Origin of the sequence: Bacteroides fragilis NCTC 9343 (genome assembly GCF_000025985.1) — a bacterium.
Classification (GTDB): Bacteria; Bacteroidota; Bacteroidia; order Bacteroidales; family Bacteroidaceae; genus Bacteroides; species Bacteroides fragilis.
In genome coordinates, this window is sequence record NC_003228.3 from 245,032 (window position 1) to 259,093 (window position 14,062).

General features: G+C 41.9%; 9 protein-coding genes. 3 read left to right on the forward strand and 6 right to left on the reverse strand.

Annotated elements, in window-relative coordinates; all coding sequences use genetic code 11:
- Positions 1-3 precede the first annotated feature (3 nt).
- Positions 4-1,215: a cysteine desulfurase gene (locus BF9343_RS01040; RefSeq protein ID WP_005783932.1), complete on the forward strand. Its 1,212-nt coding sequence runs from the start codon at positions 4-6 to the stop codon at positions 1,213-1,215.
- A gap of 291 nt (positions 1,216-1,506) precedes the next feature.
- Positions 1,507-1,827: a heavy metal-binding domain-containing protein gene (locus BF9343_RS01045; protein ID WP_005779329.1), complete on the forward strand. Its 321-nt coding sequence runs from the start codon at positions 1,507-1,509 to the stop codon at positions 1,825-1,827.
- 74 nt (positions 1,828-1,901) lie between these two features.
- On the opposite strand, the gene BF9343_RS01050 is transcribed toward BF9343_RS01045, so the two are convergent.
- From BF9343_RS01050 to BF9343_RS01075, 6 genes are all read right to left on the reverse strand, one after another.
- Positions 1,902-3,494, reverse strand: a complete 1,593-nt coding sequence (locus BF9343_RS01050; RefSeq protein ID WP_010991940.1) for an alpha-galactosidase D — start codon at positions 3,492-3,494, stop codon at positions 1,902-1,904.
- 91 nt (positions 3,495-3,585) lie between these two features.
- Positions 3,586-5,430, reverse strand: coding sequence for a RagB/SusD family nutrient uptake outer membrane protein (locus tag BF9343_RS01055; protein ID WP_005813804.1), 1,845 nt, complete (start codon positions 5,428-5,430; stop codon positions 3,586-3,588).
- Between the two features lie 14 nt (positions 5,431-5,444).
- Positions 5,445-8,843 (reverse strand): SusC/RagA family TonB-linked outer membrane protein, encoded by a 3,399-nt coding sequence (locus BF9343_RS01060; RefSeq protein WP_010991941.1) that lies wholly within the window; start codon positions 8,841-8,843, stop codon positions 5,445-5,447.
- Between the two features lie 165 nt (positions 8,844-9,008).
- Positions 9,009-10,157 (reverse strand): FecR family protein, encoded by a 1,149-nt coding sequence (locus BF9343_RS01065; RefSeq protein ID WP_010991942.1) that lies wholly within the window; start codon positions 10,155-10,157, stop codon positions 9,009-9,011.
- 86 nt (positions 10,158-10,243) lie between these two features.
- Entirely contained in the window at positions 10,244-10,786 is a 543-nt protein-coding gene (locus BF9343_RS01070; RefSeq protein WP_032560661.1) for an RNA polymerase sigma-70 factor, read from the reverse strand.
- Between the two features lie 230 nt (positions 10,787-11,016).
- Positions 11,017-13,176, reverse strand: coding sequence for an alpha-galactosidase (locus BF9343_RS01075; RefSeq protein ID WP_010991944.1), 2,160 nt, complete (start codon positions 13,174-13,176; stop codon positions 11,017-11,019).
- A gap of 243 nt (positions 13,177-13,419) precedes the next feature.
- On the opposite strand from BF9343_RS01075, the gene BF9343_RS01080 reads away from it, so the two are divergent.
- Positions 13,420-13,974: a hypothetical protein gene (locus BF9343_RS01080; RefSeq protein WP_010991945.1), complete on the forward strand. Its 555-nt coding sequence runs from the start codon at positions 13,420-13,422 to the stop codon at positions 13,972-13,974.
- The last annotated feature ends 88 nt before the right edge of the window (positions 13,975-14,062 follow it).

The following is a 14,062-nucleotide window of genomic DNA, read 5'->3' on the forward strand; positions in this document are numbered from 1 at the left end:
AAAATGAATATTCATAAGATACGTGAGGACTTTCCCATACTTAGCCGTACGGTATATGGCAAGCCTTTGGTTTATTTAGATAACGGTGCGACTACTCAGAAGCCTCGCCTGGTGATCGATTCGATTGTAGACGAATATTATTCGGTCAATGCGAATGTACATCGGGGAGTTCATTTCTTGTCTCAGCAGGCGACGGAGCTGCATGAGGCTTCACGTGAGACTGTACGTCAGTTCATTAATGCCCGTAGTACTCGTGAGGTCATTTTCACTCGCGGGACAACGGAGAGCATTAATTTAATTGTCTCCAGTTTTGGTGAAGAGTTCATGCAAGAGGGTGATGAGGTGATTGTTTCAGTGATGGAACACCACAGTAATATCGTACCTTGGCAGTTGTTGGCGGCCCGTAAAGGGATTGCGATTAAAGTCATTCCGATGAATGATAAAGGTGAGCTGTTACTTGAAGAGTACGAAAATCTTTTTTCTGAACGTACTAAGATTGTCAGCGTAACCCAAGTGTCCAATGTACTGGGAACAATCAATCCGGTGAAAGAGATGATTGCCACGGCACATGCTCATGGAGTACCTGTTATGATTGACGGTGCTCAATCCATTCCTCACATGAAGGTGGATGTACAGGATTTGGATGCTGACTTCTTTGTTTTCTCAGGTCATAAAATATATGGGCCTACCGGAATAGGCGTCTTATATGGAAAGGAAGATTGGCTCGAACGTCTTCCGCCTTATCAGGGTGGAGGAGAAATGATTCAGTCTGTCTCATTTGAAAAGACTGTCTTCGGTGAATTACCATTTAAATTCGAGGCTGGAACCCCAGACTATATTGCCACTACCGGGCTTGCCAAAGCGCTGGACTATGTCACAGGTATTGGCTTAGACCCAATAGCATTACATGAACATGAGCTTACAGTTTATGCTATGCAACGGCTGAAAGAAATTCCGAATATGCGTATTTTTGGTGAGGCTGAGCATAAAAGCAGTGTAATTTCATTCTTGGTAGGCGATATACACCATTTGGATCTGGGTACCTTGCTTGATCGATTGGGTATTGCTGTCCGTACGGGACACCATTGTGCAGAACCGTTAATGCGTCGTTTAGGCATTGAAGGTACGGTTCGCGCCTCATTTGCCGTGTATAATACAAAAGAGGAAGTTGATGCTCTTGTAGCTGGTATCGAACGGGTCAGTAAGATGTTCTGAGGCATGTGTATTCTGACAGATATTGAAGTGTCGTGAAAGCTGTTGCTTTTGCGACATTTTTTATGTTTGATAGGGGCTTGCTGAAATGTGTTGAATGACTTTAGGACTCTGTCTTTAACTCTTTTGGGGAGGAGGTCTGTTTTTCCTCCGTCAACTAAGGGAAGGCGGAGCCGTACAGTATTACTTCCAACGACCGATCCGTATAAATAGATAATAAATGAAGGATTCCTGCAACCTTTTTCTTTCTTTATCGTCTAATATTAATATAAACCTCTAAATGAAACAAGAATTATGTTATTAGCAACCACTCCAATCATCGAAGGAAAACGAATAACCACTTATTATGGCATTGTGTCCGGAGAAACTATTATAGGTGCCAATGTCTTCCGTGACTTTTTTGCCAGTATTCGTGATATAGTAGGCGGACGCTCCGGTTCATACGAAGAAGTGCTTCGTGAGGCAAAAGATACTGCTTTGAAAGAAATGTCTGAACAGGCTCGCCAAATGGGCGCTAATGCTGTGATCGGAGTTGATTTGGATTACGAAACAGTTGGGGGAAGTGGCAGTATGTTGATGGTAACTGCTAGTGGGACGGCTGTGTTCTTGGAATAACAAAGTAATCATAAAGACCATACGGGTGTTACGGAAGTCTGTAACACTCGTATGGATTATATGTTTACCTATTGTTAACGACCTTTGATGATTTCCATTTTATCAATATCGGGTGCCCACCCGTACGAATTATACAGACGTATCGTGTTATAGCCTGTGCGAAGTTTAACCTTGATAGTTGTTGTAGCTGCTTGATCCCATGTACCGGAATAAAGGTTAGACTGTTTATATTCTGTTCCGTTTACAGCTATTTGGATATCGCGTTTATCACCTGAATAATAAGTTAACTTAAGTTGATAATCTCCTCCTTTGCTAATATACACGTTTCTGAATTCTGCCCAATTGGAAGGTGAATTTCCAAGATTTTTCATAATATATTCTCCTGAGGCTCCTGATTTTGGTGTAAAATGAGCTGCCTGTTTGTTGTCTGGCAGAAATTCTTGCATGAAAGCATATTCAGCTTCATAACATGTCCGGTCGTGACGTTTGCTACCTTCAAGTCTTATTAAAGCTGTTCCATGTGCAGGAACTAGCGTTTCATAGTAATCGGTGAATGTTCCCATTTCTTGATGGTTCCATAGATCTCTCACTCGTACATCCCCTGATAAATAGAGCTTATCGAAATCGACTCTGATCTGCTGATCTGTATTGCTTCTGTTATATAGTGCTACTGCACGTAGTTTGCCTTCACGTTTCTGAATGGCTTTTGATAAAATCAGATAGTCTTTTCCCCGTTCAATGGCTTCAGCCTGCAGACCTAATGAATCCTGATTTAATGCGATCACTTCCTTATTGGTAATGATCGATAAAGTTTTTTCAGGAATTGTACGAAGATCGCATCCGATCATTAACGGGGAGGACAAGATAGACCATATTCCAAAATGAGTTTTTTCTTCGTCTTCCGTGAGCCCTCTTCCTACTTCAAGCATATCCATGTCATTATAGTGCCCCGGGCTTGCGTAAGGTGCTAAGTAGAGATTTCTTTCAATGATTCGGTCGATTGTTGTGAATCGTGGATTGATGTCTGTATGGATTCGCCAGGAACCTGCCAACTGGGTAGCCCAAGTGCCCGGAAACTGCCAACGGCATATATTATATCGAACATCTGTCCGTCCTGTCCGTCTGATCGCTTTGTAGATATCCGTATAACGTTGCTGCTCACTTTGTCCGGTTGCTTCACCGCCACACCAGTCTATTTTAATGAAATCATATCCCCAGTCTTTGAGGAAGGTTTGGCAGTCTATATCGTCGTGTTTCCAAAGTCCTACACCGATACCGAGTGTATCTGCGTCATAGATGGAGCCACAAGTGTTGCTGCCCGCATCAGAATATATACCGGCTTTCAATCCTTTTGAATGAATATAGTCGGACAGGACTCTCATCCCATTCGGGAATTTTTTCTTATTGGCAAAAAGACGTCCTTCCGAATTTCGTCCTCCAAAGTATCCGTCGTCTATGTTCACATATCCATAGCCTACATCCTTCAGACCCCGGTTGACCATGGCATCAGCTGTTTCTTTAATTAGTTCTTCATTAATATGTACTCGGAAGGTGTTCCATGAACTCCACCCCATCATGGGAGTATTTGTGTTTTGTGCCGTGACAGTTGTGAAAAAGCTTGCCAATAACAGGAGGCAGCAATAAGTAGTAACTTTCTTCTTTTTCATAAGGTGTTGTTTTTGTAAGGTAAAATAGCCTGTATATCCCTGTCCGGTGGTAGGTATATACAGGCTAATTTATATTATTAGGAAAGATGAATTACCAACCCGGATTCTGGACCAGATTTGAATTTACATTCAGGTAATCCTGTTTGATCGGACTCAAATACTGTTCATCCCTGAAGATGAATGGTTGAGCATCCAAACGTGCATTTTTATAATACTCTTCGTTGGTTGTACCGTAAGAGTTCAATCCGATCATACCATTTTCCATACCGCTCCATTCTTTCAGGGCAATCAGCCAACGGCGATAGTCGTATGACATATGTCCTTCGAACATCAGCTCTATGGTTCTTTCACGATGAATTACCTCACGAAGTTTGTCTCCGGACGGAAGTCCTTTGTAGGAAACTTCTACATTAGGAATACCGGCTCTCTGGCGGATCAGGTTGAAGTAAGTAAGTGCATCTCCTTCCAGTGTTCCATTGTATTCAAAGTAAGCCTCTGCATAGTCCAAATACAATTCTCCTAAGCGGATGATAGGGAAAGGGAAAGCTACCAGAGAGTTGCTGGTACCACTAACAAAAGTTTCTGGATGAGCCAGTTTGGCGATAGCATACGATCCATATAATTGGTCACTTCCCGCATCACGTGTTCCATTTTGCTCTTTGAAGCGCATTTTGAGGTTAATGGTGTCTCCGTTGATCAGGTAGTCCCCGCGGTTGAAGCCGATAGAACCATAGAAACGTGGTTCACGGTTGCGATGGAGAACTGCTACCGAATCCCCTTCGGCTACTGTGAAACGATGTGCATAATCAAACTCCGGATCTTCATCTATCGGAAGTCCGTTCTTGGTCAGATACATGTCCGCACTGAAAGCCGTTGCACCTAAAGCTCCATAAGGTGCTCCCGAGGAAGTACTGATACCTTTGGGAATTACGTGTGTTTGAATAGAGTTTCCATCGGCCCATGTTTCTTTCCAGCCACTATATCCCCAGATCAGTTCTTTATTCCATGCGTCTACAACCAGGTTACGTGCATTGGCAATGGCTTGGTTGAATTCCGGCAGATTACCTTTCTTTGTATACTTATACAATTCTGCTCCGGCTTGATGTGCCATGTCGATTGCCTTTTTACATTCGTCCATGGCAGTTTTCCATTTATTCTTGTCATAAGTCAGGTTCATGAGCAACTGTCCGTCCTTGTTCTTGAAATTCTTATACATATCAGCATTCCCATTGAACTGTGGGCTGGCTGCGTACAAGTACATTCTTGCCTTTAGTGCTTGTGCAATGACTTTTGTAGCACGACCGTAGTTGGAAGCTTTCACTGTCATAGGCAGGTCGGCAGAGGCATTATCGAACATTTGAGCAATTCGGCTAACGCATTCATCATAGGGTACACGCGGCTTGAAAAGTTCTTCTTTGGGTGCATTAAGAGGGATTGCTTCGTCCAGTATGACTATAGGACCGTAGTTCTGTAATAGCAGGTAGTGGTAGTAGGCAATCAGAAATTTTACTTCACCTTTCCAAAGTACTTTCTTGGCTGCGAGGTCTGCCTCTGAGATTTGTGATGGCTTTACATCATCAATATTATCCAAGAACGTATAACATTGGCGGATACCGTTGTATGAACTTTGCCACACATCAATGATCGGATCAGCAGAATTGTACAATCCTTGTTGCATTCTCATAAAGGTGAACCAAGTAGTGGTCCAGTGGGCAGATCCGACAGTTTCCGGAGTTGTGCACCAACTGAAGTTCTGACGGAAGTTCAGATAATTGGGAATGAAAGAATAGCAGGCGAAGACAAAGTTCTCGGCAGTCTGTTCGTTCTTGAACGCATCAGCCAAAATAGGGGTGTCATCGGGTACAATGTCCAGATAATCACAAGAGTGTAAGCTAGCTCCGATTAGTAAAGCTACAATTATATTTTTTAGTTTCATAATTATTCAGATTTTTAAAAAGTGAACTGTAAACCGATGGAACCCATGATTTGTGTCGGATATTTTAATCCGTTTGAGGTATAGAGCTCCGGATCCCATAATTTAAATTTAGAGAATGTCAGCAGGTTTTGTCCGCTGATATAGGCACGTAAAAATTTATAAGAGTATCCTAATTCCACGTTTTTAAGTCGGATATACGAACCATCTCTCAGCCAGTAAGTAGAGTTGGGGTTATTATTGTTGTTTTTCCCGTTTGTCAGTCTCGGATACATTGCTTCGGGGTTCGGGTTTGCCTCTGTCCAATGATTATCGGCAACAAATTGCATGACACCATACGATTCTCCACCGAAAGGATGGATGTCGCTCAACATGATGCTTCTTTTGCCTACTCCTTGAAAGAAGATGGAAGCATCCCATTTTTTGTACTGGATACTGACTCCCAGACCATAGCTGATTTGGGGTAATTCCGGATTACCAATGTAAGTTTGATCGTTTCCGTCGATCTTTCCGTCATTATTGAGGTCTGCATATTTAATATCACCCGGTTGCACAACTCCGGTTAGTATTTGTTTTGGACTGTTGTCAATCTCTTCCTGATCTTTGAAGAGTCCTAATGCAATATAGCCTTTATACTGATTCAGGGGGCGTCCTACTTGTGACATGTATGCATATTCGTAGTCCGGTTCGTCTATTTCCATATATTGGTTCTTAGCGTATGTGAAAGTACCTTTGGCAGAGATCATGAAGTCTTTGCTGACAGCGTGATTATAGTCCAATGACATGTCAACGCCTTGATTGCGTACCTTACCCAGATTACCATAGGGTCGGAGATCTCCGGTGATACCACTTTCTGCAGGGATTGTATTACGTCTAAGGAAGATGTCTTTACGGTCTTCTCTAAAGAAATCTACGTTGAGGCTTAATTTGTTGAATAATCCCAGGTCGAATCCTACATTATACTTTTTACCGATTTCCCATGTCACCTTTTCAGCTCCGTAAGTAGTGATGGTAGCTCCGTTAGATGAGGTTTGCCACTGGTCACCGAATACAAATCCGGCTCCACCCAAATCTACTTTAGTAAGATAGGGGAAACGGTTGGAGCCGATATCCGCATTACCTACCAATCCGTACGAAGCGCGTATTTTTAAGTTGGAGATAACTTTTGTCAATGGTTCGAAGAATTTCTCGTTGGAGATAAGATAGCCGACAGCGAGTGAAGGGAAGAATCCATAACGGCTTCCTTTTTCGAAGTTCTCACTACCATTGTAGCCGAAGTTGAATTCAGCCAAATAGCGTCCGTCATAAGCATAGGTAACACGTCCGGCCAGCCCCTGATTACGTTCCGGCAATGTATTGTAATAGTTATTGTCAGGATTGTTCAGATTGTATTCGCGCTGAAGATATACCAACATTGCTCCGACATCATGTTTATCACCGAACATGCGCTGATAGTTCAGTGTAGCCTGCAGGTTCATCAGACGGTCTCCAGTAGTGGAAGTCGATGTCTCAAGAGCGGTACGTCCCTTACTGATAGAGTTATAATCATAAAGATAGCTTCCGTCTTCTTGCTCCTGAGGATTCTGCAATTCATAAAAGTAAGGTGAAAAGGAGCGATTGACAGTCGTCTTCGACCAGTTTTTAAAAGAAACCAGTGCTTTAAAATTCAATCCTTTGGTAAGGAAGTCAAGTTTCTGTTCCAGTTCGAAAGCCGTATTAATGGTATATGCGCTTTGCTTAGAACTACCTTGTACCATACTTGCATAAGGGTTGCGATAAATACTGAATCCTCCGGAACCGATAGGACCACCTGATTTGTTTCCGAATATAGTGTGATCTTCACGGTTGATATTCGGATATACAGGTGCAAAATACATTGACGGAGCTTCCATTACGTATTTATACAAATCGTCCATACTGGTTGACGGACCATTGTAATTGACTATTTGCGAGTTGATTCTCACATTTACTTTGGTACTTGATGTCAACCATGCTCCCACGTTACTTTGGAACGAGTAGCGAAGATTCTGTATATTGTTGTCGAATGTGTTATTCGGATCTTTTTTCAGCATACCATTATCATTATTGATGGAGGCGCTGATGAAATAGTCTACTTTCTTTGTACCACCCATTACATTCAGGTTGGCTGATTGGTTCATGGAGTAGTCTTTAAACATATAGTCGAACCAATCAACGTTGGGATATACATACTGATTTCTGCCTTCAAGCGTTCCTTGAATTTTATCATCTGAGAAAGCCGGTGTACCATCCGGGTTACGGGTCAGAATGGCTTCATTTCTCAATTTCATGGCTGTTACTGCATCTGCCAGTTTGAGTGTACGTGTCGGTGCGGTAAATGTATTATCGATGCGTACATTGATGCGTGCTTTTTCAAGATCTTTACCGGTTCGGGTAGTGATCAGGATGACACCATTGGCACCGCGTGCTCCGTAGAGGGCTGTAGCCGAGGCATCTTTCAATATTGAGAAGTTTTCGATAGCTTCCGAGGGAATAGCGTTCATATCTCCTGCCGAAACTTCGACACCATCGATGAAGATCAGAGGATCAGTCGTTCCACTGAAGGTTGCGGCACCGCGTATCCAGAAGTTTGCTCCATCGGCACCCGGCTCACCGGTGCGTTGCATAGAAATCACGCCTGCTATACGTCCGGCAAATGATGTACTCAGGTTACTGGAAGGTACTCGAAGTTCAGCCGGTTTGATGGATTGTACAGCACCTACAACACTGGCTTTTTTCTGTGTTCCGAATCCTACTACCACTACTTCTTCCAGACTCTGGGCGTCAGGTACCAATTTGAAAACAACTATCTTTTTCCCTTTTAGCAGAATTTCAACAGGGGTATATCCGATAAAGGAGGCTACTAATGTGCTATTTTCCGGAGCCATTAATGTAAAGTTCCCTTCGACATTGGTTACTGTTCCCAATGTACTATTGCCTTTTATTACGATATTTGCTCCCGGAATCCCTTCTCCGTTTTCGTCAAGAACCTGACCGGTGATTTTGATTTTTTTTTCCTGTTGAGGTGCTTCTGCCGTAGCTTTGGTAATTGTGATCTGACGGTCGTTGATGTTGTACTTCAATCCCGCTTCTTTAGACAAGATATTCAAAATCGATTCTACATTCTGTTTATCTATCGAAACAGACACTTTCTTCTGCAGTACAGGTAAAAGATCTTTTGAATACAAAACGACAAATTCACTGTTTTTTTCGATGTATTCAAACACTTCTTTTACTGTTTTATTAGTTGCGTGAAGCGTAAAAACAGTTTGCTGGGTATAAGTTTCTACAGCATAAACCGGAGTAGTGATACTCGGTATAAGTAAAAAAATACTAATTAATAAAAAAAAGGACGTAATCCTCCCTGCCTTATGACAAGGAATTGCTTTCTTTTTCATACATTTACATTGATTTTAGTTAATCATTAAAAGTTTGTGATTTAATAAAAAGTCATTAGAGTCGGATAATATGGGCGTATTATCCGATTTTCTTTTTTTATCTGCTTTCTTTCTACATAATAATGTGTGTTTTTTAAGGTTAAACATTTGTTTATTTTACTTGTATTATTCTATATAGATTACATTGTTTTTCATTGTGTATTCGGCAGGCAAGATAGATAGAATTGACTTCATTACCTGATTTAAATCATCATTTAAAAAGAGTTTACCAAACATTTGTTCGTTCTCTATCTCAGCATCACACCGGATGTTTTGTCCGTAATAATCTTGCAGCCGTAACAAAACTTGCTTTAGGCTTTCTCCCTGCAAGGTCCATATCCCGTCAATCCAGCTGATATAATCACGGGCATTTACTTTTTCTTTTCCTGATATACCTTCCTGATTAAGTTCTACTTTCTCGTTAGGTACCATCTTTATATGATGATTTTGTTGGTCTTTTACATTGACCGAACCTTCTACCAATACGACTGCGGCTTTTTCCTGATTTTTATAAGCCGATATGTTGAAGGATGTACCCAAAACGCGTACTTCAAATCCGGAAGTATTCACGATAAACGGTTTCGAAGTATCATGTGTTACGTTCAGATACACTTCTCCTTCCACATAAATTTCTCTGTATTTCCCTTCAAATGCACGGGGATAGATAACTTTACTCCCGGAATTGATCCATATTTTACTGTTATCGGCTAAGACAATCTGTGAACGCTTACCTTTCGGGACAATAATCTGATTGTATTCCTCTTTAATGTCATCTTCCACAAGTTTATTAGAGTTGACCTGCACCTGACCTGTTGCCGAATAGACGATCTGGGCATTATTGTCCAATTCTATCTTCTTTTGATCCGAAACCACCAGCGTAACTTCTTTTATATCCTGTGGAATTTCTGTTTGCAGACTTTGTGCTATTTTATTCAGATCATGTCTCTCTTCATCATTCAATAAAAGAAAACAGCCGGCTCCTATTAACAGGGCTACAGAAGCTGCAACTGCCGAATATTTCAGAATACTGAACAACCTTGCCGTCTTATTGCTCTTCAAGGCAAGACGGACCGGGGTGTTGTCGGCATTTATTTTTGCCTGCACTTTTGCCCATATATCCGGTTCACCCGTTTCTTCGGGGAGACATCGGTTCCAGAGAAAGTCGAGCTTATCATATTCGGCTTGTTCTTCCGGAGATTCAAATGATATCTTTTCCGGATGATCGCCATCCTTATTCAGGCGTGAAGCAAATGATTTAAACTTATTCTTTCTCATTATTTTAATAGGATTACATTAATAAAGACGCAGTTTACTTGAGAATGTCCTATTCGGATTCCATTTTTTTTAGATTATTTTCTGATTTATTTTTTCAGACCATTTGAAATGATCTCTAATGCTTTGGCAACGTGGACGTTAATGGTCTTAACCGAGATATTCAGCATATCGGCTATTTCTTTATAGGGTAGGCGCTCTATCTTGGCAAGAGCGAAGACTACCTTGCATTTTGGAGGAAGTGTTTGAATGAGGCTATTGATTTGAGCTATCTCTTCCTTGCTGATCATCTCTTCATCGGGAGTTTGCAGATTTCCGATTATTTGAAAATCATCTATTTCTTCCCATGAAGCAATTTCACTTGAATTTTCCGCTTTTCTCAGATAGGAGATGGCTTTGTTATGAGTTAATGTGAGCAACCAAGCTTTTATATTCTTGATTTCATCTATTTCTTCCCGGTGTCTCCATACATCCAGAAAGACGTCGCTGACTACTTCTTCAGCGGTTTCTTTGCTTCGTACGAAACACTGTGCATAGTAGAACAAGTCTTTCGAATAGCTATTAACAAAATGACGGAAAGAAGTCTCTTCTCCTTTCTTTATCTTGCTGATATATTCTATGTTGTTGTTCATATATAGAGTAATGGTTACCATATGTGCGCTGCAAAAATATAAAATATAAACTTCTTTTCTTAATATTTATTACATTGTTTCGCTTCTTAATTTAATAATATATGGTATTTAAAAGCTCGATCACTTTTACTTGCTGCTATTTGCAGGTTTTGTGTTAGCCATAAATGAAAGGCGGAACACTGTCAGGTGTCCCGCCTTTGGTATCTGTTTGTAGGTTTATCGTAGTAAGATTACTCTGCTACCAACTCTATTACCCGGCTATTGGTTTGTGAAGTTGTAAATGCATTCAATCCTATTTTCATCAGATAGTCACCGGAGAAGATTTTTTCATTACCCGACAAATTGGATTTCCGACCCGGCATCAGATTAATTTCCTTCACCCGGTACATCTTTTGGGCATCAAGCCCCCGGAGCTTTACCGGTAGTAGTTTCTCGCCGAAACGCGGATGGATGTCGTAGGTAAAGAGGACGGCTTTCGAAGCATCGGGGGCAGTATACATCACTGCCATGTGGTTGCCATCATATGGAGATACGAGACGATATTGATCACCATCTAGAATGACAGGTTTCAAGCGTTTATAATTGGCTACTACTTCCTGGCAATAAGTAAGTTCATCTGCTTTCATGTCTTTCAGTCCGATGTCGAAACCGAGTTTACACATACTGGCAACATCGGTGCGGAATTTCACACTTGTTTTGCTGTTCCAGCTTGTTACGTGTGCACACATCGCTTTGGCCGGGAAGAACTGTGAGAAGCCCCACTGAATGAATAAGCGTTCTACCGGATCGGTATTATCCGAACACCAAAATTCGGTGAAGTACTTCAGTGCTTCATAATCACAACGTGCACCTCCACCGGAGCAAAGCATCATGGGCACATTAGGATATTTCTCTTTTACCCGTTTCAATACATTATATATACCGCGCACGTGGTCGACGTAGAGCTGTCCTTGTTTATCTTTCAGGTAAGGCGAATAAATATTAGTAATCGGACTGTTGCAATCCCATTTAAAGAAGGCTACATCGGGATTCTCTGTCATAATCTTATCTACGACACCAAACACGAAGTCTTGTACTTTAGGATTGCTCAGGTCAAGTACCAACTGATTACGGAAATAATAAGTTTCCCGGTTCGGGTAATGGATAGCCCATTCCGGATGTGTTTCGAACAGGTCACTCTTGGGATTCACCATCTCCGGTTCAATCCAGATACCGAATTTGACACCGGCTTCTTTCGCTTTCTCTACTAATGCAGGGATTCCTCCGGGAAGCTTACTTTTCATCGCTTCCCAATCGCCCAGGCCGGCATGGTCATCGTTGCGCGGATGTTTGTTGCCAAACCATCCGTCGTCGAGCAGGAACATATCTACGCCCAGGTGTTTGGCCTCTTTCATCAGTTTGCCCAGTAATTCTTCATCAAAGGTGAAGTAAGTATTTTCCCAATTATTAAGCAGAGTCATTCGGTCTCCCTTGCCGTCTTTCAGTTGGTAGTTGCGTGCCCAATTGTGCAGGTTACGGCTGGCTTCACCCGTACCGTTGTTACTCAACGTAAAGATAAACTCCGGGGTGGTAAATGTTTCGTTTGCTTTCAATTGATAGTCCGAGGCGTATGGATTGATAGCAGGGATGATTCGTAAGTTGCCTTCATTGTCCACTTCGAAAGTAAATTGGTAGTTGCCTGTCCATCCGATGGTGCCCAATACTACTTGTCCCTGATGCTCCTGAGCGGGCTGTTCCAGTCCGAGTTCAAAAAAAGGTTGCATGTGCATGGCAGCACGGCTACCTAACTTCGTATCGAGAATCTTTTTGCCGGGTTGCAATTGCTGTGTACTCATCTGCACCTCTTTAGCCCAGTCACTGCTGAATTCGGTGAGATAATATTTTTGGTTTGAGAAGTAAAGCATTGTCGAAGCATAACGCCATAACACGACCGGCTTCTTTTGTTGATGCTTGATCTCGCTCCATGTTTTGATGACATTTTGTTTAGGATAGGCTACATAGTGCAGTGTGACGTCCACCGGATATTGGTCATCTTTCATCCGGATGATGGTTTCTGTTCCACCTTCCACTGCTTTCTGTTCCGAAGATACATAACGCAGGATCGTGCTGAGATTGCCATCGTTGTTCGTAATGGCTACAGCCGGTTCGAAATAATCTTCTCCACCCGAACCCGGATAGACTTCCCATCCTCGTGAGGAGCCGGAAAGGTTTTTCAGGTCTTGTTCGTTCAGTAGTCTGTCACCCAGATAAGATTGATACAGACGTCCGTCCGGAGCAACTTCCAGGATAAGGTCCGTCCGATCTGTCGAGATGCGAATCTGTCTGGACTCTTGTGCATTGACATGAATACAAGCTACAAGAATCAGTAATGTTGCAAGTAATTTTTTCATGGTATTGTTGTTGATGTTATGAAATATGCATTGTGTGTGCAAAGTAAGATAAACTTCATTATATTCACAAATGAAACGGGAAGAAACAAATGGATGTTTGTGGTTCAGAGCTCTGTTTCTTAAGCGTTCTCCGGCAGATAGTGGCTTTTAAAAGAGCTTCCGGGGTAGTGGAAATATCATTCCGGTACTTTGTTGTTACATAAATAAAAATATGTAATTTTGAGGATCTTAAAATAAAACAGGATGAAAACAGGTATGAAGCTAATTCAGGGAGCTTTGTTTGTGCTTCTTTTTTTGTTTGCCGCCTGCACACCTCACAGGCGCCCGATTCCCGACGAAATGATAGGAGAACACAGAATTCACCGGGCGGACGGACTCATGACACAGGATTATCGTTTGTCAATTAGTCCGGTCAACGATTCGGTGTATGATATAAAGTTGTGGGAGAGGAAGAGTTCTTCAGAATCTCCGGAAAAGGTATATTACGATGGATTGCGTTTCCATTATCGGGATACGGTGCATATCTTCACAAAGCGCGTCACGAGTGGTACCGAAACTTATCGGGTGAATAGACGTCGGGTGACCCGTGATAAGAATCCTCGTATCTGGTATACCCTAAAATTAAGTAGTACCGGGTTTGTGATGTCCGACTCATTGGTGGAGCGAAAAGGGGCTTCCGATGAACAACACCGAAAATTACTTTATAAACGTTATGGCAGACTGACTTTCCGCGAAGGTAAAATCATTTTCCTGAATAGCCGTTGTCCGGCATTCTATGTGAAGAAGGAAGAGAAATAAAGTGCATAGTGCCTGTATTCGTTTTTTAGAGGCGGGAGATCAGCAAAAGTCGAAAATATTTGGTTATCTCGTTTAGATTCAATACTTT

Excerpts from the sequence above, each read along its gene's own strand:
- BF9343_RS01050 (WP_010991940.1), bottom strand. The coding sequence starts at position 3,494 with ATGAAAAAGAAGAAAGTTACTACTTATTGCTGCCTCCTGTTATTGGCA.
- BF9343_RS01080 (WP_010991945.1), top strand. The coding sequence starts at position 13,420 with ATGAAAACAGGTATGAAGCTAATTCAGGGAGCTTTGTTTGTGCTTCTT.
- BF9343_RS01045 (WP_005779329.1), top strand. The coding sequence starts at position 1,507 with ATGTTATTAGCAACCACTCCAATCATCGAAGGAAAACGAATAACCACT.
- BF9343_RS01055 (WP_005813804.1), bottom strand. The coding sequence starts at position 5,430 with ATGAAACTAAAAAATATAATTGTAGCTTTACTAATCGGAGCTAGCTTA.
- BF9343_RS01065 (WP_010991942.1), bottom strand. The coding sequence starts at position 10,157 with ATGAGAAAGAATAAGTTTAAATCATTTGCTTCACGCCTGAATAAGGAT.
- BF9343_RS01070 (WP_032560661.1), bottom strand. The coding sequence starts at position 10,786 with ATGAACAACAACATAGAATATATCAGCAAGATAAAGAAAGGAGAAGAG.
- BF9343_RS01040 (WP_005783932.1), top strand. The coding sequence starts at position 4 with ATGAATATTCATAAGATACGTGAGGACTTTCCCATACTTAGCCGTACG.
- BF9343_RS01060 (WP_010991941.1), bottom strand. The coding sequence starts at position 8,843 with ATGAAAAAGAAAGCAATTCCTTGTCATAAGGCAGGGAGGATTACGTCC.
- BF9343_RS01075 (WP_010991944.1), bottom strand. The coding sequence starts at position 13,176 with ATGAAAAAATTACTTGCAACATTACTGATTCTTGTAGCTTGTATTCAT.